At 70.7% G+C, this 23,585-nt stretch carries 24 protein-coding genes; 15 read left to right on the top strand and 9 right to left on the bottom strand.

Going from position 1 to position 23,585, the window contains the following annotated elements:
- Positions 1–5 precede the first annotated feature (5 nt).
- From ABUW04_RS09555 to ABUW04_RS09545, 3 genes are read right to left on the bottom strand one after another with little or no spacing between them, the layout of a single operon-like run.
- Complete coding sequence (locus tag ABUW04_RS09555) at positions 6–557, bottom strand: SMI1/KNR4 family protein (protein ID WP_380564043.1); 552 nt, start codon at positions 555–557, stop codon at positions 6–8.
- Between the two features lie 5 nt (positions 558–562).
- Positions 563–1,279: a DUF4232 domain-containing protein gene (locus tag ABUW04_RS09550; protein ID WP_380564042.1), complete on the bottom strand. Its 717-nt coding sequence runs from the start codon at positions 1,277–1,279 to the stop codon at positions 563–565.
- A 37-nt stretch (positions 1,280–1,316) separates the two neighbouring features.
- A complete protein-coding gene (locus ABUW04_RS09545) occupies positions 1,317–2,645 on the bottom strand; it encodes an NAD(P)/FAD-dependent oxidoreductase (protein ID WP_380564040.1) in 1,329 nt (442 codons plus the stop codon).
- 277 nt (positions 2,646–2,922) lie between these two features.
- Between ABUW04_RS09545 and ABUW04_RS09540 the strand changes: the two genes are divergently transcribed.
- From ABUW04_RS09540 to ABUW04_RS09530, 3 genes are all read left to right on the top strand, one after another.
- Complete coding sequence (locus tag ABUW04_RS09540) at positions 2,923–3,684, top strand: dienelactone hydrolase family protein (RefSeq protein ID WP_380564038.1); 762 nt, start codon at positions 2,923–2,925, stop codon at positions 3,682–3,684.
- A 38-nt stretch (positions 3,685–3,722) separates the two neighbouring features.
- Entirely contained in the window at positions 3,723–4,022 is a 300-nt protein-coding gene (locus ABUW04_RS09535; RefSeq protein ID WP_030255214.1) for a DUF6295 family protein, read from the top strand.
- Positions 4,023–4,128: 106 nt separating this feature from the next.
- Positions 4,129–4,950 carry a pentapeptide repeat-containing protein gene (locus ABUW04_RS09530; RefSeq protein ID WP_380564036.1) on the top strand — a complete coding sequence of 274 codons (822 nt, stop codon included), beginning with the start codon at positions 4,129–4,131 and terminating at the stop codon, positions 4,948–4,950.
- Positions 4,951–5,129: 179 nt separating this feature from the next.
- Here ABUW04_RS09530 and ABUW04_RS09525 read toward each other — a convergent pair whose 3' ends face one another.
- Positions 5,130–5,687 carry an NAD(P)H-dependent oxidoreductase gene (locus tag ABUW04_RS09525; RefSeq protein WP_030255220.1) on the bottom strand — a complete coding sequence of 186 codons (558 nt, stop codon included), beginning with the start codon at positions 5,685–5,687 and terminating at the stop codon, positions 5,130–5,132.
- A 119-nt stretch (positions 5,688–5,806) separates the two neighbouring features.
- Here ABUW04_RS09525 and ABUW04_RS09520 point away from each other — a divergent pair, with 119 nt between their 5' ends.
- Positions 5,807–6,487, top strand: coding sequence for a TetR/AcrR family transcriptional regulator (locus tag ABUW04_RS09520; protein WP_380564034.1), 681 nt, complete (start codon positions 5,807–5,809; stop codon positions 6,485–6,487).
- A gap of 106 nt (positions 6,488–6,593) precedes the next feature.
- Here ABUW04_RS09520 and ABUW04_RS09515 read toward each other — a convergent pair whose 3' ends face one another.
- Positions 6,594–7,835, bottom strand: coding sequence for a S53 family peptidase (locus ABUW04_RS09515; RefSeq protein WP_380564033.1), 1,242 nt, complete (start codon positions 7,833–7,835; stop codon positions 6,594–6,596).
- 407 nt (positions 7,836–8,242) lie between these two features.
- Between ABUW04_RS09515 and ABUW04_RS09510 the strand changes: the two genes are divergently transcribed.
- The 4 genes from ABUW04_RS09510 (at position 8,243) to pflA (ending at position 14,480) form a co-directional block, all read left to right on the top strand.
- Positions 8,243–8,470: a hypothetical protein gene (locus tag ABUW04_RS09510; RefSeq protein ID WP_030255227.1), complete on the top strand. Its 228-nt coding sequence runs from the start codon at positions 8,243–8,245 to the stop codon at positions 8,468–8,470.
- Between the two features lie 133 nt (positions 8,471–8,603).
- Positions 8,604–11,264 carry a bifunctional acetaldehyde-CoA/alcohol dehydrogenase gene (adhE, locus tag ABUW04_RS09505; protein WP_380564031.1) on the top strand — a complete coding sequence of 887 codons (2,661 nt, stop codon included), beginning with the start codon at positions 8,604–8,606 and terminating at the stop codon, positions 11,262–11,264.
- 120 nt (positions 11,265–11,384) lie between these two features.
- Positions 11,385–13,658 (top strand): formate C-acetyltransferase, encoded by a 2,274-nt coding sequence (gene pflB, locus ABUW04_RS09500; protein WP_380564029.1) that lies wholly within the window; start codon positions 11,385–11,387, stop codon positions 13,656–13,658.
- 9 nt (positions 13,659–13,667) lie between these two features.
- A complete protein-coding gene (gene pflA, locus ABUW04_RS09495) occupies positions 13,668–14,480 on the top strand; it encodes a pyruvate formate-lyase-activating protein (RefSeq protein ID WP_380564028.1) in 813 nt (270 codons plus the stop codon).
- A gap of 51 nt (positions 14,481–14,531) precedes the next feature.
- Here pflA and ABUW04_RS09490 read toward each other — a convergent pair whose 3' ends face one another.
- Positions 14,532–15,569, bottom strand: coding sequence for a LacI family DNA-binding transcriptional regulator (locus tag ABUW04_RS09490; RefSeq protein ID WP_380564026.1), 1,038 nt, complete (start codon positions 15,567–15,569; stop codon positions 14,532–14,534).
- A 336-nt stretch (positions 15,570–15,905) separates the two neighbouring features.
- On the opposite strand from ABUW04_RS09490, the gene ABUW04_RS09485 reads away from it, so the two are divergent.
- Positions 15,906–16,643, top strand: coding sequence for a glycoside hydrolase family 16 protein (locus tag ABUW04_RS09485; protein ID WP_380564024.1), 738 nt, complete (start codon positions 15,906–15,908; stop codon positions 16,641–16,643).
- 196 nt (positions 16,644–16,839) lie between these two features.
- Complete coding sequence (locus ABUW04_RS09480) at positions 16,840–17,469, top strand: hypothetical protein (protein ID WP_380564023.1); 630 nt, start codon at positions 16,840–16,842, stop codon at positions 17,467–17,469.
- A gap of 35 nt (positions 17,470–17,504) precedes the next feature.
- Here ABUW04_RS09480 and ABUW04_RS09475 read toward each other — a convergent pair whose 3' ends face one another.
- A complete protein-coding gene (locus ABUW04_RS09475; RefSeq protein WP_037595526.1) occupies positions 17,505–18,329 on the bottom strand; it encodes a helix-turn-helix domain-containing protein in 825 nt (274 codons plus the stop codon).
- Positions 18,322–18,891: a carboxymuconolactone decarboxylase family protein gene (locus tag ABUW04_RS09470; protein ID WP_380564021.1), complete on the bottom strand. Its 570-nt coding sequence runs from the start codon at positions 18,889–18,891 to the stop codon at positions 18,322–18,324. Before ABUW04_RS09470 ends, ABUW04_RS09475 begins: the two co-directional genes overlap by 8 nt.
- A 301-nt stretch (positions 18,892–19,192) precedes the next feature.
- Between ABUW04_RS09470 and ABUW04_RS09465 the strand changes: the two genes are divergently transcribed.
- Entirely contained in the window at positions 19,193–19,567 is a 375-nt protein-coding gene (locus ABUW04_RS09465; protein ID WP_030255261.1) for a hypothetical protein, read from the top strand.
- A 34-nt stretch (positions 19,568–19,601) separates the two neighbouring features.
- Positions 19,602–20,123: a hypothetical protein gene (locus ABUW04_RS09460; protein ID WP_380564019.1), complete on the top strand. Its 522-nt coding sequence runs from the start codon at positions 19,602–19,604 to the stop codon at positions 20,121–20,123.
- A 115-nt stretch (positions 20,124–20,238) separates the two neighbouring features.
- On the opposite strand, the gene ABUW04_RS09455 is transcribed toward ABUW04_RS09460, so the two are convergent.
- Positions 20,239–21,021, bottom strand: coding sequence for a VOC family protein (locus tag ABUW04_RS09455; protein ID WP_380564018.1), 783 nt, complete (start codon positions 21,019–21,021; stop codon positions 20,239–20,241).
- A 202-nt stretch (positions 21,022–21,223) separates the two neighbouring features.
- Between ABUW04_RS09455 and ABUW04_RS09450 the strand changes: the two genes are divergently transcribed.
- From ABUW04_RS09450 to ABUW04_RS09440, 3 genes are all read left to right on the top strand, one after another.
- Positions 21,224–21,916 carry a hypothetical protein gene (locus tag ABUW04_RS09450; protein WP_380564017.1) on the top strand — a complete coding sequence of 231 codons (693 nt, stop codon included), beginning with the start codon at positions 21,224–21,226 and terminating at the stop codon, positions 21,914–21,916.
- Between the two features lie 7 nt (positions 21,917–21,923).
- Positions 21,924–22,499 carry a TetR/AcrR family transcriptional regulator gene (locus tag ABUW04_RS09445; RefSeq protein ID WP_380564015.1) on the top strand — a complete coding sequence of 192 codons (576 nt, stop codon included), beginning with the start codon at positions 21,924–21,926 and terminating at the stop codon, positions 22,497–22,499.
- Positions 22,500–22,646: 147 nt separating this feature from the next.
- Complete coding sequence (locus ABUW04_RS09440; protein ID WP_380564014.1) at positions 22,647–23,582, top strand: heavy metal-binding domain-containing protein; 936 nt, start codon at positions 22,647–22,649, stop codon at positions 23,580–23,582.
- Positions 23,583–23,585: the final 3 nt, after the last annotated feature.

The following is a 23,585-nucleotide window of genomic DNA, read 5'->3' as shown; positions in this document are numbered from 1 at the left end:
CTGTTTCATCCGGTGACTACGTCCCAGGTAAGCAGGGCGCCGTCTGCCGAGGACCCCTCAAGTCGGGGACGGTAATGCAGGAATGTCACGGTGTGCTCAACAGCATCGGCCAGAGCGTCGAACAACTCGGCAAGGCTCGTGGCCCACAAGGTCGCGTCGATGTCGCCGGAGCCTACGCCGAGCTCGAAGACATGGCCGTAGGTCGGTCCTGGCCGGTGATCCACGAAGGCGACGCCGCCATCGAGGGGAACGGCGAACGGCACCCACTGGTGCGGGTGCCCGTTGAGATAGTCCTGGTCCCAAGGAGAATCGGGTCCGTGCCATCCCATGTCGACCAGGATCCGGTGCATGTCGGTGATCTCGCCTGTGCCGATCAGGCGATGACTCAGCGGCAGAAAGGATCCGGGAACCGCCGACCGGTCGGTCCCGTTGTGCAGGCGCAGCAGTCCCTTCAGCTCGGGATGCAGTCGGAAGCCCAACTCCGCCTCCAGCTTCGCGATCTCCTGGGCGAACGCAATTCTGTGAAGCGTCCGATGACTCGCAGGCGCGGACGGCACGGACGTCAGAGCTGACCGCCCGAGGTGCCGGGGACTACCGGGTGGACCTGGATGCCGCCGCAGCCGGGGACGGCGAGGGCGAGGTGGGTGGAGCTGCGGGTGCCGGGTGGGGTCACCAGGATGGACGGGTAGTTGGGGCAGCTGGTGGCGTTGCCGCTGGGGACGTCGACGCCCTCGATCACCGCGGAGGCGACCGCGCCCGGGGCGAGGACCACCGTGGTGGGGTGCGAGGTGGGGGTGGGCAGGCCGCCGATGAAGCCCCTGGGGACACGGGTGGCCTGGACCTCCTGCCGTCCGGCCGAGTCGAGTCCGGCGACGCCCGGGTAGCCGTAGAGCGAGCAGGTCGAGCGGGAGGTGTTGCGGAAAAGCACTGCTCCGCCGATGTGTCCGGTGGCGCCGCCCCACTGGCCGGGGGTGACCTTGATCTGGCCGCCGGTGCAGGCGGGGACGCCTTGGGTGACGGTGGCGGGAGCGGTGGTGCCGACCGGGGCCGCTGCCGTGGTCGTGGTTGCCGGTGGGGTGGATGCGGGCGCGCTGGAGGGTGCGGCCGCCGTCGTGCCGGTGGACGGCGTGCCGGTGGACGCGGCGGTGGTGGACGGCGCGGTAGCGGACGGGGTGGATCCGGACGGCGTGGAGCGGGGCGTCGGGGAGCTGGTGCAGGCCGACGCGGCCAGGGCCACGCCGGCCGTGACGACCACGAGCAGGCGTGTCTGTGTTCTCATATCGAATGAGACGTGGATCACACCCATGGCGGTTCGCCTACTTCCGAGTCACTCCTGCCGCGTACACATCGGTGTGCTCGAAGTCCTGCAGGGTGGCCGGGCGCCCCTGCTGGAAGCCGGTGCGGACGAAGTCGTCGCCGGTCACCGAGTTCAGCGCCCAGTTCACCAGGACCCGGGTCCGCGCGGTGACCGTGGGCAGCGCCATCACGTGGTAGCCGCGGGCCACCACCTGCGCCGGGAGGCCCGAGAGGCTGATGCCCAGCGGCCGGGAGACCGCGTCGGTTCCGCCCAGGTCGACCACCAGGCCCAGGTCCCGGTGGCGGTAGGGCTTCATCGCGGTGCCGCGCAGCTGCGCCTCCACGTTGACGGCCACGGCCTTGCCCTGGCGCTGGGAGTGCTGCGCGGTCGGCGGGGTGATCGCGTCACCGCCGACGGCGAGGTCCGGCACCGCGGCGGCGTCGCCCACCGCGAACACCCCGGGCGCGCCGGGGACCACCAGTTCGGGCGTGGTCGTCAGCCGCCCGCGGACGGTGCCCGCGTCCAGCGTGCCGACCAGCGGGCTGGCGACCACACCGGCCGTCCAGACCAGGGTCCGGGTGGGCAGCACCCGGCCGTCGGTCAGTGTCACCGAGTCGGCCGTGACCGCGCCGACCGAGGTGTTCAGGGAGAACTCGATGCCGCGCCGGCGCAGCGTGGCCATGGCATTGGCCCCGAGTCGGTCGCCCAGCTCCGGCAGCAGCTTGGGGGCGACGTCCACCAGGTGCCAGGACAGCAGTCCTGGGTCCAGCCGTGGGAAGCGCGCCGCCGCGGCGGCGGTGAGCCGCTGCAGGCAGGCCGCGGTCTCGGTGCCCGCGTAGCCGCCGCCGACCACCACGAAGCGCATCCGCGCCTCGCGTTCGGCCGGGTCGGTGGCGACCGCCGCCAGGTCGAGCTGCTCGATCACGTGGTCGCGCAGGTAGGCGGCCTGCGCCAGCGTCTTCATGCCGAAGGCGTGCTCCTTCAGCCCCGGGATGTCGAAGGTGCGGGTGGTGCTGCCGGCCGCCAGGACCAGGTAGTCGTATGACAGTTCGCGCAGGTCCCCGGTCCGGTTGCGGACGGTGACGGACCGGGCCGCGGTGTCCACGCCGATGGCGATGCCGGGCATCACCTCGGTCCGGCGCAGTCTGCGGCGCAGCGACACCGCGACCGACTGCGGGGTGAGCACCCCGGCGGCGACGTGCGGCAGCAGCGGCAGGTAGAGCTCGTAGTCGGTGGGGGTGACCAGGACGAGTTCGGCCTCCGCCGGCTTGAGCCGGTGTTCAAGCCGGTGCAGGCACTCCACCCCGGCAAACCCGCCGCCTATGACCAGGACTTTGGGACGTGACATGGGTTCCTCCCCCTCGGGATCGGTCCGGAGGTCCCAGTCTGGCGGCAGTACAGCGCGCCCGCGCGGCATGGCCGTTCGTCCGGTCACATGTCGTGAGGTCGCATGTCGCAGGATCGCGGAATCGCGGGGCGACGGAGCGACGCCACGACGGGGCGAAGGGCTGACAGGCAGCGGGGCCACGCGCCGGGTCGCGATGGACTCGCAGGTTCGGTTGGCATACTCAACGAACGACGGGGGTCAGTCATCGGGACGACGTTCAGAGAGGCATGGCGCAACCATGTACGACGCAGTGTTGGCGGAGACCGTCACCATCAACGGTGCCGACGGCCACGCGATCGAGGCCTACGCGGCCAGGCCGCTGCAGCCGGGTCCGCTCGGCGGGGTTGTGGTGCTCCACCACATGCCCGGGTACGACCGGGGCAGCAAGGAGATCGTGCGGCGCTTCGCGGCCGAGGGGTACAACGCCGTCTGTCCCAACCTCTACACCCGGGAGGCCCCCGGAGTGGACCCCGACGACGCCGCGGCCACCGCCCGCTCGCTCGGCGGGGTGCCGGACGAGCGGCTGGTCGGGGACGTGGCCGGGGCTGCGGCCTACCTCCGCGGGCTGCCGAACAGCAACGGCAACGTCGGCGTGATCGGCTACTGCTCGGGCGGCCGTCAGGCGTTCCTGGCCGGGTGCAGCCTGGACCTGCAGGCCGCCGTGGACTGCTACGGGGCGTTCGTCATCGAGCCCACCCCGGAGGGCTTCCCGCTGCGCACCGGCCCGATCGGACACCTCTCCGAGCACCTGTCCTGCCCGCTGCTGGGGCTGTTCGGCGCCGAGGACCAGCACCCCTCCCCCGCCGCCACCCAGGAGTTGGAGGGATTGCTGCGCAAGTACGGCAAGGAGTACGAGTTCCACACCTTCGAGGAGGCCGGGCACGCCTTCTTCGCCGTGGAGCGCCCCTCCTACCGCCCCGCGGCGGCGGTGGAGGGCTGGAAGCTGGTCCTGGACTTCTTCGGACGCAACCTCGCCGGCGCCGGCTCCACCGCTGCCTGACCCCCCACCCACCGTACGCAGACAACGGAGACACCGGCATGTGCACCTATCTGACCGAACAGGTCGACATCACCGGCAGCGGCAAGGGCGCCGGCGGCTACTTCCCGCTGACCCGGGCCATGGTCTATGTCGACCACCCGCAGCACGCCCCCTACGAACACACCGTCAACGTCGACTTCCTCAACCCGGACCTGGGCCCCTCCGCGCGCGTCGCGGTGGAGCTGACCGAGGAGGGCGCGCTGGCGCTGATCGAGGCCCTGCGTGCGGCGCTGGCCTCGGCCCCGCCCGGTCTGGCCTCGATCAACGGAGGGCACCCGGTCCCGGCCGCCCAGGGGTAGGCCGGGCTGCGGTCGGCGTGCCGGGCTGCGGTTAGAGTGCGGGGTGGGCGCCCGCCCCGTCCACGCCCCCACCCCGTCCCCGTCCCGTCCCCGGAGTGACCGCACCGTGTCAGCAGCGTCAGGAACCGTTGACCCCGCCGAACTGCGGGCCGACTGCGGCAGTTGCTTCGCGCTCTGCTGCGTCGTGCCCGCGTTCGCGCGTTCGGCGGACTTCGCGATCGACAAGGGTGCCGGCCGGGCCTGCCCCAATCTGAACGACGACTTCCACTGCGGCATCCACACCCGGCTGCGGGAGCAGGGCTTCAAGGGCTGCACCGTCTACGACTGCTTCGGCGCGGGCCAGAAGGTCTCCCAGGTCACCTTCCTGGGGCGGGACTGGCGGCAGGACCCGGGGGCGGCCCGGCGGATGTTCGCGGTGTTCCCGGTCATGCGCGACCTGCACGAGCTGCTGCGGTACCTGGCGGAGGCGCTGGCCTGGCCGGCGGCCGCCCCCGTCCACGCCGAGCTGCGGGCCGCCTTCGCGACGACCGAGCAGCTCACCCTGGGCGCCGCGGACACCCTGCCGGGGCTGGACGTGACCGCGATCCGAGGCAGCGTCAACCCGCTGCTGCTCCGGGCGAGTGAACTCGTGCGGGCCGCCGTGCCGGGGCGCGGGCGGGACCACCGTGGGGCGGACCTGATCGGGGCGAAGCTGAAGGGGGCCGGCCTGCGCGGGGCCAATCTGCGCGGGGCGCTGCTGGTCGGGGCCGACCTGCGTGGCGCGGATCTGCGGTCCGCCGATGTCATCGGTGCCGACTTCCGGGACGCGGACCTGCGCGGTGCGGATCTGACCGGGGCGCTGTTCCTGGTGCAGGCGCAGCTGGACGCGGCCAGGGGCGACGACGCGACGGTCCTCCCGGCGACGATGCGGCGCCCGGCGCACTGGTGATCCTCGCGCCGGCGGGCGCGGCGGCAGTCGCACCCGTCAGCACCCCGCGCCCGGCACCCCACGCCGGGCGCCCAGCACCCAGCACCCGGAACGGCGAAGGGCCCCGGCGGCCCCGGTCCGCGTGCTGCGGAACCGGGCCCGCCGGGGCCCGGGGCGCGTGAGCGCCCGATCGGCGTAGATCAGGCCGAGACCGCGGTGGCCTCGGCGAGCTGGGCCACGACCACGGGGAGCTGCTCGACGACCTCGGCGTCGTCCTGCGGGTGCAGCTCGGCGAAGCGCACCACGGAGCCGGGGATGGAGAGCTTGGCGTCGGCCAGCACGTTGGCACCGGCGATGCCGAGCGCCTTGCGGGCCTCGTCCTGGGCCCAGACGCCGCCGAACTGGCCGTAGGCGGTGCCGACCACGGCGGTGGGCTTGCTGCTAAGGGCGCCGGCGCCGTAGGGGCGGGACAGCCAGTCGATGGCGTTCTTCAGCACGGCGGTGATGGTGCCGTTGTACTCGGGGGAGAAGAAGAGGAAGGCGTCGGCCTGGGCGGCGGCCTCGCGCAGCGCGGTGGCGGCGGCGGGGACCGAGCCCTCGACGTCGAGGTCCTCGTTGTAGAAGGGGACGTCGGCAAGACCCTCGAAGATGACGACCTCGACGCCCTCAGGGGCGTGCTTGACCGCGGCCTCGGCAAGCTGACGGTTGTGCGAACCGGCGCGGAGGCTGCCGACGAGGGCGAGTACGCGAACAGACATGACGTGCTCCTGAAGGTTGGGCAGGGCGTCCACCGGAAGTGGACTGTGGTCCGGTACAGTGGTAGCACGGAAACCGGACCTGAGTCCACTTTTCCTGGATCGGGTCTATCGTTAGGGGTATGACCGCGCAGCTCCCCCACCCCACCCAGCACCCCGCCGAGATGCCGTCGCCCTGTTCCGCCGAGCCCCGCCGCACCGAGCTGCCCGTCCTGGGGCAGGCGCCGCGGGAGCGCGCCGACGCCGCCCGCAACCGGATCCGACTGCTGGACGCGGCGACCCAGCTGGTGCGCGAGCACGGCGCCCAGAACGTGACCATGGAGGCCGTGGCCGACGCGGCCTGCGTGGGCAAGGGCACGTTGTTCCGGCGCTTCGGGGACCGCGAGGGTCTGATGCTGGCGCTGCTGGAGCACGCCGAGGAGGAGTACCAGCGCGGCTACCTGCTCGGCCCGCCGCCGCTGGGCCCGGGCGCCGAGCCGCTGGAGCGGCTGGACGCCTTCGGCGCGGCCACCATCCGCCATCTGCTCTGCAGCATGGACCTCTACCTGGCCGCGGACGCCTGCGCGAGTCGGCGCTACACCGTCCCCGGCGGCGTGCTGCGGGTCACCCATGTGGCGATGCTGCTGCGGCAGGCCGGCGCGGTGGGCGATGTCGAGCTGGTGGCCCAGACCCTGGCCGGCTATCTGGACCCGGCCCTGGTCAACCACCTGCGCACGCAGCGCGGCATGTCCCTGGAACGGCTGGAGGCCGGCTGGCGGGAGCTGGTGGCCCGGGCGGTGGCTCCGCTGAGCCCGTCCCGCTGAGCGCTGTGGCCGGATGAGCGCTGTGGCCGGATGACGGCAGGGCCGGGTCGGGGCGCTCGGCGCCGCGACCCGGCCCTGCCGGTGGGGGTTGTTCAGTGACGGTGCGTCAGCCGGTGAAGGCGGTCAGGCCGTTGGGGGTGCCCAGACCGGTCGGGCCGTCGTAGCCGGTCTCCGCGGTGCACAGGTAGGCCGGGGAGCAGCTGGTGGTGCTGCCGGTGGTCACGTCGTTCAGCGACGAGGTGTGGGCGTAGAGGTCGGCCGCCGGGTAGCTGGCGCTCGGGGTGCCCGCGTCGGCGAACACCGCGGCGATCAGCGGCGAGGCGACGCTGGTGCCGCCGTAGACCACCCAGCCGGAGGCGCCGTAGGTCTCGTACACCGCGACACCGGTGGCCGGGTCGGCGACCGCCGAGACGTCGGCGACGGTGCGCTTGGAGCAGCCGGTGTCGGTCTGCCAGGTCGGCTTGGCGTCGTACTTGGAGCAGCCGGAGCCGGCGCCCTCGGTGCTGCTGGTGGACCACACGCTCTCGGTCCAGCCGCGGGAGTTGGAGGCCGTCTTCAGCGAGGTGCCGCCGACCGCGGTGACGTACTTGGACGCCGCCGGGTACTCGACGCCGTAGCCCGAGTCGCCGGAGCTGACGGTGATGGCCACGCCCGGGTGGTTGAAGTAGCTGCTGTCGTAGGAGGTGTCGGAGCTGGACTCCGAGCCGCCGTAGCTGTTGGAGACGAACTTGGCGCCCAGCGCCACCGCCTCGTTGACGGACTTGCCGAGGTTGGCCATCGACGCGCTGCTCGCCTCGACCAGGATGATCTTGGCGTTGGGGGCGATCGCCGAGACCATGTCCAGGTCCAGCGAGATCTCGCCGGCCCAGCCGGAGTTGTTGGAGGGCAGCGAGGTGGTGCTGCCGGTCTGGCTGACCTGCTTGAAGCAGCCGCTGGCCACGGTGCAGGCCGGCAGCCCGTACTGGGAGCGGTAGACGGCCATGTCGGAGGCGGCGTTGGGGTCGTTGTAGGCGTCGACGATGGCGACGGTCTGGCCCGCGCCCCCGTTGGCCGGCAGGTTGTAGGCGCTCAGCAGGCTGCTGGGGCCGAAGCCGGAGGGGGTGGCGTCGGGGGTGATGCCGAGCGCGTTGACGTGCTCGGTGGTGCTGGTGACCCTGAGGGCGTTACAGGCCATCTGACCCGCGGTGTGGATCACGGCGCAGGACCGCACCCAACTGGTGTGGGAGGACTGCGCGGTGGCGGCTCCGGCGGGGGCGGCGCCGAGCAGGCCGGCCACGGCGAGGGCCGTCGAGCCGAGCAGCGGGAGCGCGACGCGCCGGGAGGAGCGGGAGTTCGGGATGGTACGCAACGTACTGCCTCCAGAGATGGGGGTGTGCCCGGGGGCGTGCGGGAGAGCTTGCCTCCCCGGTCCGGGGTGGCAACTGCGAGTACGTTAGGTGAGGTGTCCGTGCTCAGACAAGACCTAGCGGGCTCTCAACTTCCTGACAACTACTTCGGAAACATCACCGAAACACCAGGGCGCAGGACGGCCGATCCGCCGTCAACTCGAAGGCAGCACAAAGCGTTCAGCAGGGGAACTCAAGATCCCCCAGAAAATTCTGATCGCTTGCACACTTTCTCTTCAGTTCCTGCACGTGCCTATCGCATATGCGAAAGGATAGGCAGAGTACACGTCAATTTTCCCAGGAGACCGCCGTGGGCCGTCACGCACCAGACCCCCTACCCAGCCCGAGTGCCACCCGCACTCATCTGCGCGTGCTTTCCATCCTGCTGGCCAAACACGCGGCCGATCTTCCGGACGCCACCCTGAGCGACAGTTCCCGCCAGGACGCGGTCCGACTACTGGCCTGGGCGACCTCGGCGGCGGCGCTGGCCGCGGCCGCGCTGGTGGAGAACGATCCGGCCCAGGCTGTCAGGTACCGGATCCAGGTCCGGGACACCCTCGCCGAGGCGCACGCCCTGGCCTGGTATCCCGGGACGTAGCCCGCCCGGCACACCGGCTGCCAGGACATAGGTCCCGCCAGGAGCCGACATTGGCCCGTGGTGCGCTTACCGGGAGCAAGCGCACCTTAGAGGTATAGACCAATGTCGAACGGCATCCCTGAGGTGATCTGCAATGACTGAGTCAGCACCGGCCGCACCCGCCCCCACCGGGTCGGCCCCCTCCGCGCCGGCCCCCTCCGAGCCGGCCCTGGCCGTCGACGCACTGGTCGGCGCCGCGCAGAAGGCCCTCACCGAGTACGGCGCATTCACCCAGGAACAGGTCGACCACATCGTCAGGAAGGCGTCGCTGGCCGCGCTCTCCCAGCACACCCGGCTGGCCGTGATGGCGGTCGAGGAGACCGGGCGCGGGGTGTTCGAGGACAAGGCCGTCAAGAACATCTTCGCCTGCGAACACGTCACCCACTCCATGGCGGACATGAAGACCGTCGGCGTGGTGCGCCGCGACGAGATCGACGGGATCGTGGAGATCGCCGAACCCGTCGGCGTGGCCGCCGGGGTCACCCCGGTCACCAACCCGACCTCCACCACCATCTTCAAGGCGCTGATCGCCCTGAAGACCCGCAACCCGATCGTCTTCGGCTTCCACCCCTCCGCGCAGGACTGCTCGGCCGAGGCCGCCCGGGTGGTGCGCGACGCGGCCGTGGCCGCCGGCGCCCCCGAGCACTGCATCCAGTGGATCGAGCGGCCCTCGATGGAGGCCACCGCCGCGCTGATGAACCACGACGGCGTCGCCACGATCCTGGCCACCGGCGGCAACGCCATGGTCAAGGCCGCCTACTCGTGCGGCAAGCCGGCCCTGGGCGTGGGCGCGGGCAACGTCCCCGCCTACGTCGAGAAGAGCGCCGACCTCAAGCGCGCCGTCAACGACATCGTGCTGTCCAAGTCCTTCGACAACGGCATGATCTGCGCCTCCGAGCAGGCCGTGATCCTGGACGACGAGGTCTACGACGCCGCGCTCGACGAGTTCCGCAAGCTCAAGGCGTACGTCGCCGACGCCGCCGAGAAGGCGCTGCTGGAGTCGTACATCTTCGGCGTCGGCAACGGCACCGCCTGCTCCGGCGCCCGGCTGAACCCCGCCGTGGTGGGCATGGCGCCGGCCAGGATCGCCGAGGCGGCCGGCTTCAGCGTGCCCGAGGACACCTCGGTCATCCTGGCCGAGGCCGACTTCGTGGGCGAGGGCGAGCCGCTGACCCGGGAGAAGCTGTGCCCGGTGCTGGCCGTGCTGCGCGCCGCCGACCGCGCCGAGGGGCTGCGGCTGGCCGAGCGGATGGTGGAGTTCCACGGCCTGGGCCACAGCGCCGCCGTGCACACCGAGGACGCCGCCTTCGCCGAGGAGTTCGGGCACGCGGTCAAGGCCTGCCGGGTGATCTGGAACGCCCCCAGCTCCCAGGGCGGCATCGGCGACGTCTACAACGCCTTCATGCCCTCGCTGACCCTGGGCTGCGGCTCCTACGGCCACAACTCGGTGTCCGGGAACGTCACCGCACTGAATCTGGTGAACATCAAGCGGATCGGCCGGCGCAACACCAATATGCAGTGGTTCAAGATCCCGCCCAAGGTCTTTTTCGAGCGCAACTCGATCAAATACCTGGCCGATATGCGCGGCGTGCGCCGAGCGGTGATCGTCACCGACCCGACGATGCGTCAGATCGGGAATCTGGCACGGGTTCAGGAGATGCTGGCCCGCCGCCGCGAACCGGTGGAGGTGCAGGTGGTCGACTTCGTCGAGCCCAACCCCAGCATCGAGACGGTCGAGCGCGGCGCGGAGCTGATGCGGGCCTTCCGCCCGGACACCATCATCGCCCTGGGCGGCGGCTCGCCGATGGACGCGGCCAAGGTGATGTGGCTGATGTACGAGCACCCGCAGACCGTGTTCGCGGACCTCAAGGAGAAGTTCTTCGACATCCGCAAGCGCGCCTTCACCTTCCCCGACCTGGGCGAGAAGGCCAAGCTGGTGTGCATCCCCACCACCTCGGGCACCGGCAGCGAGGTCACCCCGTTCGCGGTGATCACCGACACCGCCACCGGCCAGAAGTACCCGCTCGCCGACTACGCGCTCACCCCGAGCGTGGCCATCTGCGACCCGGCGCTGACCACCGAGATGCCCAGGTCGGTCACCGCCGACTCCGGCTTCGACGCGCTGACCCACTCCATCGAGACCTATGTGTCGGTCTACGCCAACGACTTCACCGACGGCCTGGCGCTGCAGGCGATCCGGCTGGTCTTCGAGAACCTGGAGCGCGCGGTCAACCACGGCCCCGACGACCCGGTGGCCAGGGAGAAGATGCACAACGCCGGGACCATCGCCGGCATGGCCTTCGGCTCGGCCTTCCTGGGCCTGGTCCACGCCATGGCGCACACCCTGGGCGCCACCTTCCACGTCGCCCACGGACGCACCAACGCGCTGCTGCTGCCGCATGTGATCCGCTACAACGGATCGGCCCCCGGCAAGGTCACCTCCTGGCCCAAGTACCAGAGCTACGCGGCCCCCGAGCGGTTCCAGCAGATCGCGACGGTGCTCGGGCTGCCGGCCGCCACCCCGGAGCAGGGCGTGGAGTCGCTGGCCACCGCGGTCGAGGAGCTGCGCGAGCGGGTCGGCATCCCGCGCTCCTTCGCCGAGGCCGGGGTGGACGAGGCGGCCTTCACCGCGGCGCTGCCGCAGCAGGCGATGAACGCCTACGAGGACCAGTGCGCGCCCGCCAACCCGCGGATGCCGATGCTGGCCGACATGCAGCAGCTGATGCGCCAGGCCTACTACGGCACCAGGGCCTGACCGGGGCGAGAGGCCCGACCGGAGACAGGACGAAGGTCCCCGATCCTGGGGACCTTCTCTTCTCCCCCCAGGCTTGTGAACAGATTCACAATTGAGGTACCGGGACGAAGGAGCAGCATCATGACCACCGCAAGCACCGTGTCGACTCCCCTGGACGCCGCCTGGAAGGGGTTCCGCGGCGGACTGTGGCGCGACAGCGTCGACGTGCGTGACTTCATCCAGCAGAACTACACCCCCTACCAGGGCGACGCGGCCTTCCTGGCCGGACCCACCGAGCGGACCAGCTCGGTCTGGAAGAAGATCACCGACCTGTTCCCGGAGGAGCGCCGCAAGGGCGTACTGGACGTGGACGCGACGACCCCGTCCACCATCACCGCGCACGCCCCCGGCTGGATCGACCGGGACCGCGAGCTGGTGGTCGGGCTGCAGACCGATGCCCCGCTGAAGCGCGCGATCATGCCCAACGGCGGCTGGCGGATGGTGGCCGGCGCCCTGGAGACCTACGGCTACCCGGTCGACCCGCAGCTGGAGCGGGTCTTCACCGAGTACCGCAAGACCCACAACGCCGGCGTGTTCGACGCCTACACCCCCGAGATCCGGGCCGCCCGCAAGGCCGGCATCGTCACCGGGCTGCCGGACGCCTACGGCCGCGGCCGGATCATCGGCGACTACCGCCGGGTCGCCCTGTACGGCGTGGACCGGCTGGTCGAGGCCAAGCGGGCGGAGAAGGAGGAGCTCAACGCCCTGCCCGCGGGCGGCCGTTCGATCGAGGAGACGATCCGGCTGCGCGAGGAGCTGGCCGAGCAGATCCGCGCCCTGGGCGAGCTCAAGCAGATGGCCGCCGCCTACGGCCACGACATCTCCGGCCCGGCCGGCAACGGCCGCGAGGCGGTGCAGTGGCTCTACTTCGGCTACCTGGCCGCGGTCAAGGAGCAGAACGGCGCCGCCATGTCGCTCGGCCGCACCTCCACCTTCCTCGACGTCTATCTGCAACGCGACATCGAGGCAGGCGAGCTGACGGAGGCTCAGGCCCAGGAGATCATCGACGACTTCATCATCAAGCTGCGCATCGTCCGCTTCCTGCGCACCCCCGACTACGACGAGCTGTTCTCCGGCGACCCGACCTGGGTGACCGAGTCCATCGGCGGCATCGGCGAAGACGGCCGCCCGCTGGTCACCCGCACCTCCTTCCGCTACCTGCAGACCCTCTACAACCTGGGCCCGGCCCCCGAGCCCAACATGACCGTGCTGTGGTCCCAGCGCCTGCCGCAGGGCTTCAAGGAGTTCTGCGCCCAGGTCTCCATCGACACCTCCAGCGTCCAGTACGAGTCGGACGAACTGCTGCGCCCGCGCTTCGGCGACGACACCGCCATCGCCTGCTGCGTCTCGGCGATGCCGGTCGGCAAGCAGATGCAGTTCTTCGGCGCCCGGGTGAACCTGGCCAAGACCCTGCTCTACGCCATCAACGGCGGCCGCGACGAGAAGTCCGGCGCCCAGGTCGGCCCGGCCGGCGGGGCCCTGACCGGGACCGGTCCGCTGGACTACGACGAGGTGATGGCCGCCTACGACACCCAGATGGAGTGGCTGGCCGAGGTCTACGTCCACGCGCTGAACGTCATCCACTACATGCACGACAAGTACGCCTACGAGCGCCTGGAGATGGCGCTGCACGACCGGGACGTCAAGCGCACCCTGGCCTGCGGCATCGCCGGGCTCTCGGTGGCCGCCGACTCGCTGTCCGCGATCCGGTACGCCCAGGTCACCCCGGTCCGCGACGACAGCGGCCTGGTGACCGACTACCTGGTCGAGGGCGACTACCCGGCCTACGGCAACAACGACGACCGGGCCGACGCCATCGCGGTGTGGCTGGTCGAGGAGTTCATGCGCAAGGTGCGCAGGCACCCGGCCTACCGCGACTCCGAGCACACCCAGTCGGTGCTGACCATCACCTCCAACGTGGTCTACGGCAAGAAGACCGGCAACACCCCCGACGGCCGCCGCGCCGGCGAGCCCTTCTCCCCCGGCGCCAACCCGATGAACGGCCGCGACACCCACGGCTACGTCGCCTCGGCCCTGTCGGTGGCCAAACTGCCCTACTCCGAGGCCGAGGACGGCATCTCGCTGACCAACACGGTCACCCCGGACGGCCTGGGCCGCACCCCCGAGGAGCGGATCCGCAACCTGGCCGGCGTGCTGGACGGCTACACCGCGGCCGACGGCTTCCACATGAACGTCAACGTGCTGAACCGGGCGACCCTGCTGGACGCCATGGAGCACCCCGAGGAGTACCCGCAGCTGACCATCCGGGTCAGCGGATACGCCGTCAACTTCGTCCGACTGACCCGCGAGCAGCAGCTGGACGTGCTCAACCGCACCTTCCACGGCGAGATCTGAGGTCCCGTCATGACCACCCACACCCTCCTGCTCCCTGTACCGGCCGTCGCCTCACCAGCGGCGACGGCGGCCGGGGCCGCCACCAGGCGGTCGGTGACCGGCTCCGTCCACTCCTGGGACCTTTCCACCGGAGTGGACGGACCGGGCACCCGGTTCGTCACCTTCCTGTCCGGCTGCCCGCTGGACTGCCTGTACTGCCACAACCCCGACACCAAGAGGATGCGCAACGGCCGGCGCAGCTCCGCCGAGGAGATCGTCGCCGAGGCCGCCAAGTACCGCGACTTCATCCGCGCGGCCGGCGGCGGCGCCACCCTCAGCGGCGGCGAACCACTGCTGCAGCCGGTCATGGCCGGCGAACTGCTGCACCGCTGGAAGCACGAACTGGGCCTGCACACCGCGCTGGACACCAGCGGCTTCCTGGGCAGCCGGGCCACCGGCTCGCTGCTGAACGACACCGACCTGGTGCTGCTGGACATCAAGTCCTGGGACCGCGACCTCTACCGCCGGGTGACCGGCCGTCCGCTGCAGCCCACCCTGGACTTCGCCCGCCGCCTGGCCGACCTGGGCAAGCAGGTCTGGGTCCGCTTCGTCCTGGTCCCCGGCCTGACCGACCCCGAGGACAACGTCGCCGGCGTCGCCGCGTTCACCGCCTCGCTCGGCAACGTCTCCCGCGTCGACGTACTGCCCTTCCACAAGCTCGGCGCCGCCAAGTACGAGGCCCTGGGCCAGCGCTTCCCGCTGACCGACACCCCCTCCCCCACCCCGGCCCAGGTCGCCGCGGCCCGCGCGATCTTCGCCGCGGAGGGCCTCAGCGCAGTCTGAACGGGCCCGACCGCATCGTCGGCGGGCGACGGCGGCTCGACCCTTGCTGCACTACTGGGCCTGGTCGACATCGGCCCCGGGGGCGCTCTCGCGGACGGTGAGTCGGGTGGGAAGGATCAGCGAACCCGGGTCGCGGCCGTCGATGACGTCGACGAGCATGCGCGCCATCTCGCGGCCCAGGGAGCGCACCGGCTGACGAACCGTCGTCAGCGGCGGATCGGCGTAGGGGGCACTGGCCAGGTCGTCGAACCCGACCACGGCCACGTCCTGAGGGGCACGCAGGCCACGGTGCCGCAGGGTGCGCAGCGCGCCCAGGGCCATACCGTCGCCGGCTGCGAAGACGGCATCCAGGTCCGGGTGCGCCGCCAGGAGGCGCTCCATGGCACTCTCGCCGCCGCGCAGGGTGAAGTCCCCGGCCTCTACTGCCAGCAGTGGGAGCCCTGCCAGGGTCAGCGCCTCGCGGAAGCCTTGTTCACGGGCAACGGACGCCTGCAGGTCCACCTGCCCCGTGATCATCGCAATGCGCTGCCGGCCGCTGCGCGCCAGGTGCTCCGCGGCCAGGCGGCCGCCCCCGCGGTTGTCGGGATCCACGTACCAACGGGGCGTGCCGTGCAGCGGCAGACCACCGAAGACCACGGGCAGTTCCGTCTGCTCGGCCAGGCGCCCCAGCGGGTCCTCGCCGCGCACGGCCATCAGCATCAGCCCGTCGGCGCGGCGGGCGGCCAGGATGCGCCGCAGACGTTCGGTGCCGCGGGGCGTGTGGGCCAGCAGCAGGATCAGTTCCAGGTCGGTCTGCTCCAGGAAGGAGCTGACTCCGAGGGTGACTTCGGCGAAGAACGGGTCGGCGAACAGCGTGGGCTCGTCGCTGGAGACGGCGAGTACGACAGCGCCCACCCGCCGTGTGGCCAGGGAGCGGGCGGTCGAGTTGGGGACGTAGCCCAGTTCCTGGACCGCGCGCCGCACCGCCTCGCGCTTGGCGTGGCTGACATGGGGGTCGTCGTTGATCGCCCGGGAGGCCGCGGTGCGCGAGACCCCCGCCCGCGCAGCGACCTCGTCCAATGTGGGCTGCCTGCGGGGAGATGCCTGCATGCGTTCCTTGCCCCTCCACCAAACCGTTGAGTGCCCGCACCGCGCGGAAGCGCTGATGGTAGCGCTTCCAGCTGAAGCTGCCGCCACCTTCCAGTGTTGACACTCTTGACATGGCATCACCCCCAGTCAATCATCATAAAAACTGGAAGCGCTTCCAGCTACTTGGCGCAGAGCCCCTGGCCAGCCTCCATATGGACAGTTCAATTCGGCAGCTGGATGGCAATGAGCTCCCGAATCTCGTGAGGCTTCGATCATGGAAGCGCTTCCATGACAGGGCAGGTCAGTTGCACCACCGTCCGAACCACCCTTCGGCCCGCAGTATCGGGAGGTACCACCATGCCCCTGACCCTTCTCAGGCCCGCCAGGCTGCTGACAGCGGCCCTGGCCACCTGTCTGCTGACGGCGCTGACCGCCGTCCCGGCCCACGCCAGCTCCTGGGGCACCCCGGTGAGCCTGAACTCCCTCAGCTTCTGGAACGTCGTCTCCGGCCGCTGGACGGACAACAACGAGCTGGAGACCTACACACCCAGCTGCGTCTGGTACGACGGCTCCACCCTGATGATCAAGACCTACAACGCGGGCGGCGGCGTGTACGACTCCGGCCGCGTGGAGTCCAAGGCCCTCTACGGCTACGGCACTTACAGCTTCACCGCCAGCATGCCCAACGGCGACGGCCTGCTCCCCGCGGTCTGGGGCGCCTACCTCAACCCCTGGCTGCCCGAGATGGACGCCGCCGAGATCATCGGCTCCAAGCCCAACACCGCCTACCAGACCTTCCACGACGCCGGCAACAACCAGACCCAGTGGGCGGCCAACAACTCCAGCGGCTGGACCAACGCCTTCCACACCTACTCGTTCACCTGGTGGCCCGACCACATCGACTTCTGGGTCGACGGCGTCTTCACCGGCACCAAGTGGTACAGCACCGCGTCCGGTGTCGGCATGCACTTCATCATCGACACCGCCGTCGGCGGCGACTGGCCCGGCAACCCCGACTCCTCCACCTGGGCCACCGCCGACGGGGCGCGCTACCTGAAGGTCAGTGCCGTCACCTACACCCCCTACTACCCCTGACCCGGCGCGCCCCCGAGAGAATCCACGCATGAAACCGACGACCGGAGCGATGAAGTGCGTGCCCGCGTTGATCAGCGTCATGCCGGGAGCGATCCGGTGGGTGTCGCCCGTCCAGTAGGGCGAGCAAGCAGGTAGCCGCGGACTCCCTCGATAGGGTGTGCGCCGACAGTGCGGACGCACCAGGTCAGGGGGAACCGTGGGACTCTTCGACATATCCGCAGAACCGCTGCGGCCCGACGAGAGCGAGACGGGGCCGCTGCCGCCGCGCTCGCGAAGCGGGCTGTGGTGGCAGTTCTGGTTCCAGTGGACATACTTGCTGGTCGGGGCCGCACTGATCCTCGCCGTGGTCGGCCTGATGCTCTGGGCCTCGGCGGCCGGAGGCGGGGACGTAGGGGGACTGGGCGGTGGCGGCAGGGGCACCCAGATCAGGATCGGCGGTTACGTCGTGCTGACCCGTCGCCAGTACCGGCTGGAGCGCGACGGCAGTCGCGACGACTGGGCAAAGCGGGTCCAGGAGGCGCTGGGCGAGGGCACCGAGAAGGCAGAGAGGAAGCGCGCTGCGGAGGCGAAGAGCCGCACGAAGGCCGAGACCAAGGCCGCCGCCAAGGGCAAGCAGCTCAACCCTGCGCCGCTCCTGCCCGACCAACTGGAACTGACCCCACCCGTCTACCGCGGCGCCGGACTCGGCCTCGTCGAGGAACTGGCCGCGCCGCACGGCTGGGAGCTCGACTGGAAGCGGACCCGGGCGTCGAAGCTGCAGACCGCCTGCCTGACACGCCGTCCGAGCACCGGGCCGGCAGAGCGCTTGGACGCCGACGGCGAATGAACCGGTGGGGCATGACGATATCGGTGGAGCCGACCTCACCCTGGTGATCGGCCTGTCTCGTCCGCCAGTTCGGCCAGTTGCTGCGCTTGTGCACGAGTCTGGTCGTCCATGGGGAAGAAGCACTCGATGCGCAGTTCCTGGAGGGTGACGTCCTGCGGCGTGCCCAGGGTGGTGACGGTGGAGAAGTAGTCGAACCGGCGGCCGGCGCGGGCGTAGCGGACGGGCACGATCGGCAACTGCGGGGTGGCCGGGTCCAGGGTCCGAAGTGACGGGGGCACCCCGGGATAGTCGAGCACCTCGTCGAGGATGCGTTGTGCGTGCTGGTCGGTGACGCCGCCGATCGCTTCCCGCCGGACACGCCGGATCAGGGCCTCGGCGACCTCGTTCCAGTTGGAGATGTGTCGCCGGATTCCATCGGGGTGAAACATGCGGCGCAGCACGTTGGGTGGCCCGGGCGGCGTGCCTTCCTGGTTGTCGTGGAGGTAGGCGAAGAACCTGCGGGCGGCGGTATTGGTGTGCTGGATGTCCCAGTTCCTGTCCATCACCAGGGCGGGGAAGGGCTCTTGCTGGGCCAGGATCGCCTCCAGGGCGTTGCTCACCGCGCTCAGCGCGGGTGCGGCCAGCGGGGACTCCTGGAATTCGGGGGAGAAACCCGCGCTGAGCAGCAGGGTGTTGCGTTCGCGTAGCGGTACGTCGAGGACGTCGGCGAGGCGCAGCACCATGGCGCGGCTTGGTCGGGCCCGGCCGGTCTCCAGGAAGCACAGGTGTCGGGTGGAGACGGATGCCTGGGAGGCCAGCGTGAGTTGACTCAGTCGCCGGGCGTTGCGCCAGTGCTTGAGCAGGGGGCCGATGTCAGACATCGCTCACGTGTGCCTCGGTCCATGCGTGGGGCTGCACTGGTGCTTCCAGCGGGGGGTGGGCGAGATTGGCGGTGTGGTTGGTCATCGTCGAGATTGCCACACCGGTCACCACCTCGAGCAGTTGTGACCGGGTGAAGCCGGCTGCGAGGAAGGCCGCCGTCTGCGTGTCGTCGAGGTGGCCGCGGCGGGCGATGAGCGTGGTGGTGAGGGTGGAGAGCGCTGCCATGCGCGGGTCGGCGGGCAGGTCCCCCTTGCGCAGGGCTTGGACCGTGGCGAGCTCGACCCCGTCCGCCAGCGCCTCCAGCGAGTGGAAGGCCACCGCCCACGCGCAGGTGTTGGCGACTGCGTTGGAGAGCAGCAGGACCTGCCGTTCGGCCGGAGTGAAGGTGCCGGCACCGCGAAAGTGGCTGAAGGCCGACAGGAAGGTGTTCAGCAGCGTCGGGGAGTTGGCCATCAGGCCGGCCCCGTTGGGAACGAACCCGAACGCGTCGTCGAGGACGGCCAGCGCCTGCTGCGCTTGTGCGGGGGCGGTGCGGACGGTGTGGATCTGGAAGTCGGTCATGGGTTCAAGATTGCGCCGCTCGCGGTGTGGAACCAATTCCCTGTCAGGTAAGCGGACGTGCAACGTGTATCCAGGACCTGCTGCCGTCCGGTGTGCCGAGCGGCTCCTTCCCCGCGCGGAGGTCGAACCCGGTCCCGACTGACGTGTCGAGCTGCCAGGCTGGTGGCGTGTGACGCCCAGGGCGATGGGCCTGCATATGACAAGCGCATACGTCCATGGCACATTCATCAAAGCCGATCAGAACCCAAAGACTTCCGACATTCAGTCAGTCCGTTTGTGGGATCTCCCTAGAGTCGTCGCCATGCCGAACATCGATATCGCGCTCAAAGAAGCCATGGCGATCGACGGAGCGATCGGCGTCGCAGTCGTCGACTACACCAGCGGGATGGCGCTGGGATTCGAGGGAGGCGGCACCGGCCTGGACCTCAGCGTCGCAGCCGCCGGCAACACCGAAGTCGTGCGCGCCAAGCTGCGCACCCTGGAGATGCTCAACCTGCACCACGAGGGCATCGAGGACATCCTGATCACCCTCACCAGCCAGTACCACCTCATCCGACCACTCACCAAGCAGGGCAGCCAGGGCCACTTCCTCTACCTGGCTCTGGACCGGAACCGCGCCAACCTGGCCCTGGCCCGCCTGAGGCTGCGTCAGATCGAGGACAATCTCGCCCTCTGACCCCAACGCCCGTACACCGACCAGGAACTGAACCGTGGGCGCATCCCTCGCCGTCTGGCAGCCACACGCCGAAGCCGGGCCCGTCACCTCGCTCGCCGAGGCGCTGGACCGGGCCCTGCGCATCCCGGGAAGCGCAGCCGCACTGCTGGGGGACCTCAGCGGGGACAACACGCTGAGCGCCCGACACCCCAAGGCGCCCGAAGGACTGGCCCAACTGACAGCGCGCAGCAGCCTCGCCTACGCACGGGCAGGGGAACCGCCGGAAGAACTGGTCCTGACCGGCCGGCACTACACCTCGCTCATGCAGACCACACCCGTTCCCACCGGTGGTCACGCCTTTGTCCAGGTGACGCTGCTGCGCGCCGAGGCGAACCTGGCACTGGCGAGGATGGCGCTCCCCGACATCGTCCTCGCGCTCCCCGCCCTGCTCGCACGCCAGCGCGCCGCCACGCTGCCACGGCGCAAGCGGACCGAGACCGAGACCGCTCCCCCGCGCCGAGCAGGGCTTCCCACGGCTACGCTCCAGCGGATCATCGACAGCATGAAGAACCTCTGAACGGTGACATCTCGGGGCGTCGGCCACGACCTCCCCCGCCCGTCGATGGCGCGCTCCGCCGGCGAGGAGTGCCCGCCGACCGGCCCGCCCGGATTTCGGGCGGGCCGTGCAATGCCTAGGCCATGGGCTGGGGCTTGATCATGGCGAACGGGGCGCCCTGCGGGTCGGCGACCACCGTCATCCGGCCGGCCATCATGTCGAACGGGGGCGCCAGCACCGTGCCGCCTCGCTTGACCAGCGCGTCCACGGTCGAGTCCACGTCGTCGACGGCGAAGTACGTCAGCCAGTGCGCCGGCGTGCCGGGCGGGTCATTGGCCAGCAGGGTGACACCGCCGACGGCGCGGTCGCCGACCCGCAACTCCCAGTAGGAGTCGGCGCCGTTCAGCGGCGCGATCTCGATCCCGAATGCCTCGCGGTAGAACGCGGTGGCGGCCTGTACGTCGCTGGTGTGCAGCTCGTTCCAGGTCAGCGCGCCGGCTTCGTTGACCACCTGCGCGCCGAAGAACTCACCGGGCTGCCACACACCGAACACCGCACCCTGCGGGTCGGCGGCCACCGTCATCCGGCCCAGGTTGCCGACGTCCATGGTCGGGACGAGCACCGTGCCGCCGGCCGAGACGATCGCGTCCTGGGTGGCCTGGGCGTCCGTGGTGGCCAGGTAGCTGGTCCACACGGTCGGGGGCTCCGGCATTCCCTCGGGCGCCATCACCGGGCCGATCCCTGCTACGGCTTTACCGTTCAGCTCGCAGACCGCGTACCCGCCGAACTCTTCCGGGCCGGGCTGTCCCTGCCAGCCGAGCAGGTCGCGGTAGAAGTCCAACGCCGCGTGCTGGTCCTTCGCCATCAGGTCCACCCAGCACGGGGTGCCGGTCGGGTAGGGGGTGGTGACTTCGGGCATGCGCGCTCCTTGTGAATCGGGGACTCGTACCACCCTTTCGCCCGGCACGATGTCGGCCTACCCGACACACCACCACGAATTGGGGAATCGAGAGCGACCACGCTGTGTCGTCCCCAGTGGGGTGCAGAGCCCCTTGCACTTCGTGGTTAATGCCACTAACTTATAGCGAGTGAGGTTAACCAACTTCGAGGAGCAGCCAGTCATGACCACGATCAACGTCCCCACTCCCGCCGCCACCACCGGGACGGCCGTCCGACCGCGGTACCGCCCCACGGCCCTTGCGGTCGTCGGTGTCGCCTATTCGCTCTCCTGGATCGCCGCACTGTCGGTCGGGCCCGGCAACGTCAGCGCGACGGCGGACGGGCAGCAGATTGCGGCCGCCTACGGCGCGCAGAAGGTCGGCGCGACGGCGCAGTACCTGCTCTCCGAGGGGCTCCCGGCCCTGGGGCTGGCCGTGGTCGGCCTGGCGCTGGCGCGGGCGGCCCGTCGGGCCGGGCTGCTGCGCGCCGCGCGGACCACCGCGGTCGCTGCCGCCTCGGCTGCGGCGATCTCGACCGTGCAGTGCGTGCTGGGGCTGGTCCTGGTGCTCTCCTCGGTTCCGCGCGGCGCGACCGGGGAGGCACATCTGCTGTTCGAACTGGTCAATAGGATGGACGGTGTGAAGATGCTCGTCCTTGCCGTGCTCGCGCTGGCCGGCGCCTCACTGTCCCGGTCCGGTGTCGCTGCCACCTGGCTGCGCCTGCCCGGCTACGCACTGGCCTTGACCATCGCCGGATCCGGCATCGGCTACCTGCTGCTGCTCGGCGGCTTGACCTCGCTCGCCTACCTCTCCCTGCCGCTGCTGATGCTCTGGGTGACCAGCACCGGCATCAGTCTCCCCCGCAAGGCGCGGTGATCCGCAGGTGCCCCCACGCCCCGGTCTCAACCGCCTCCGCATCACCGCGGAGGCGGCCGCCGTCGCCGACGAGAACGGCTTGGAACGGCTGACTCTGGCCGCCGTCGCCAAGCGCTGCGGCGTCTCTCTTCCCGGCCTCTACAAGCATGTCGAGGGCCTGGACGCGGTCAGACGCGACCTCGCCGTCCATGCCGTCCGCGAGCTGACCGCCGCCATGGCGATGGCCGCGGCCGGCCTGGCCGGTCGGGACGCCCTGCACGCCGTGGCCCACGCCTACCGCGCCTTCGCCACCGCCCACCCCGGCCTGGCCGCCGCCGGAGTGGCCGCCCCGGCCCCCGACGACACCGAGCACGCCCAGGCAGGTGTCGCCGCAGTCACCGTCCTCGCCTCGGTCCTCAAGGGATACGGCATCGAGGGCGCGGACGCCGTCGACGCCGTCCGCGCCCTGCGCGCCACCCTCCACGGCTTCACCAGCCTGGAGACCGCCGGTGGCTTCGGCCTGGCCCAGTCCGTCGACACCAGCTTCGCCCGCCTGGTCGACGGTCTGGACGCCGCCTTCCGGCACTGGTCCGCGGCCGGCTGAGTCCGTCCCTGCCGTCCCACCGCGCCATGGATCGAACCTGGTCGGGCTTCGGCGGCCGTTGTGGAAGGTGCAGAGGCTCCACGGTGTACGGCCTGCGCTGCTGGGCGTAGGCTCCGGGGGCTGGCTGGGGCAGGGGTGGGGGGACGGGTGTCGCTGTCGTGGGATGGGGCCGGGTTGCCGCCGGTGGCTGCGGCGCGAGTGGCCCGGGGCGGGTCCGGTGGTGCATGGTCGTCGGCGCTGTCGGCGGGGGAATTCGCCGCGATCAGGTCGGTCGGCTTCGAGCCGGTGGGTCAGGTGATGGGGTCGACGGTCGTTCACATCGACCGTGCCGGCCCGTATCCGGGGTACCTCGCTTGCGGATACACCGATCAGGGCGATGCCTTCAGTGTGGCTCCGGTCGCGTTGTCGGGTGGCGGGGCACCGTGTGCCGCTCTGGTGCAGGCGTACGACGCGGCCCGGCGTACCGCACTGGCGCGCATGAACGCCGAGTGCGTCGCGCTGGGCGGTGACGGCGTGGTGGCGGCTCAGCTGACGATGGCCCCGTTCCCGGCCGCTGCGAACTGCCAGGAGTTCCAGGTGATCGGTACCGCGGTGCGGGCGGCCGGACCGGTGCGGCCGCCCCGCCCGTTCACCTCCCATCTGGACGGGCTGGGCTTCGCCAAGCTCCTTGGCGCCGGATGGGTGCCGGTGGACCTGCTCGTCGCCACCTCGATCGGGGTGCGCCACGACAACTCTGCGACCCGGGAGATGGCCGACTCATGGGCCAATCAGCAGATGGACGGATGGACGCGGCTGGTCAGAGTCGTTCGCGCCGACGCCCGACGGCAGCTGCGCCGTCACGGCGCGCGCCACGGCGGCGACGGCATCATCCTGTCCAGCGCCGACCTACGGGTCTGGGAGGAGAGCTGCGTGAGCAGAACCGGGGACAAAGGGAAGCGCGATCACCTGGCGGAGAGCACCCTGGTCGGCACCACGATCGCACGCTTCACCACTACACCGGCCCGGCCGCGCACCCTGACGGTCATGCCGTTGAACGACGACGGCGCCCTTCGCCGGCGCCTGGGCCGGGCGGCAGACCGCTGACGT

This window comes from Streptacidiphilus jeojiensis, from assembly GCF_042510965.1.
Classification (GTDB): Bacteria; Actinomycetota; Actinomycetes; order Streptomycetales; family Streptomycetaceae; genus Streptacidiphilus; species Streptacidiphilus jeojiensis.
The sequence above is the reverse complement of the archived record's forward strand: the minus strand, read 5'-3'. Positions and strand labels throughout refer to the sequence as shown.

What these genes read in the sequence shown, in the direction of transcription:
- pflB (WP_380564029.1), top strand. Translation starts at nt 11,385, where the DNA reads ATGACCACCGCAAGCACCGTGTCGACTCCCCTGGACGCCGCCTGGAAG.
- ABUW04_RS09465 (WP_030255261.1), top strand. Translation starts at nt 19,193, where the DNA reads ATGCCGAACATCGATATCGCGCTCAAAGAAGCCATGGCGATCGACGGA.
- ABUW04_RS09485 (WP_380564024.1), top strand. Translation starts at nt 15,906, where the DNA reads ATGCCCCTGACCCTTCTCAGGCCCGCCAGGCTGCTGACAGCGGCCCTG.
- ABUW04_RS09470 (WP_380564021.1), bottom strand. Translation starts at nt 18,891, where the DNA reads ATGACCGACTTCCAGATCCACACCGTCCGCACCGCCCCCGCACAAGCG.
- ABUW04_RS09490 (WP_380564026.1), bottom strand. Translation starts at nt 15,569, where the DNA reads ATGCAGGCATCTCCCCGCAGGCAGCCCACATTGGACGAGGTCGCTGCG.
- ABUW04_RS09550 (WP_380564042.1), bottom strand. Translation starts at nt 1,279, where the DNA reads ATGAGAACACAGACACGCCTGCTCGTGGTCGTCACGGCCGGCGTGGCC.
- ABUW04_RS09475 (WP_037595526.1), bottom strand. Translation starts at nt 18,329, where the DNA reads ATGTCTGACATCGGCCCCCTGCTCAAGCACTGGCGCAACGCCCGGCGA.
- ABUW04_RS09450 (WP_380564017.1), top strand. Translation starts at nt 21,224, where the DNA reads ATGACCACGATCAACGTCCCCACTCCCGCCGCCACCACCGGGACGGCC.
- ABUW04_RS09525 (WP_030255220.1), bottom strand. Translation starts at nt 5,687, where the DNA reads ATGTCTGTTCGCGTACTCGCCCTCGTCGGCAGCCTCCGCGCCGGTTCG.
- pflA (WP_380564028.1), top strand. Translation starts at nt 13,668, where the DNA reads ATGACCACCCACACCCTCCTGCTCCCTGTACCGGCCGTCGCCTCACCA.
- ABUW04_RS09535 (WP_030255214.1), top strand. Translation starts at nt 3,723, where the DNA reads ATGTGCACCTATCTGACCGAACAGGTCGACATCACCGGCAGCGGCAAG.
- ABUW04_RS09545 (WP_380564040.1), bottom strand. Translation starts at nt 2,645, where the DNA reads ATGTCACGTCCCAAAGTCCTGGTCATAGGCGGCGGGTTTGCCGGGGTG.
- adhE (WP_380564031.1), top strand. Translation starts at nt 8,604, where the DNA reads ATGACTGAGTCAGCACCGGCCGCACCCGCCCCCACCGGGTCGGCCCCC.
- ABUW04_RS09455 (WP_380564018.1), bottom strand. Translation starts at nt 21,021, where the DNA reads ATGCCCGAAGTCACCACCCCCTACCCGACCGGCACCCCGTGCTGGGTG.
- ABUW04_RS09520 (WP_380564034.1), top strand. Translation starts at nt 5,807, where the DNA reads ATGACCGCGCAGCTCCCCCACCCCACCCAGCACCCCGCCGAGATGCCG.
- ABUW04_RS09540 (WP_380564038.1), top strand. Translation starts at nt 2,923, where the DNA reads ATGTACGACGCAGTGTTGGCGGAGACCGTCACCATCAACGGTGCCGAC.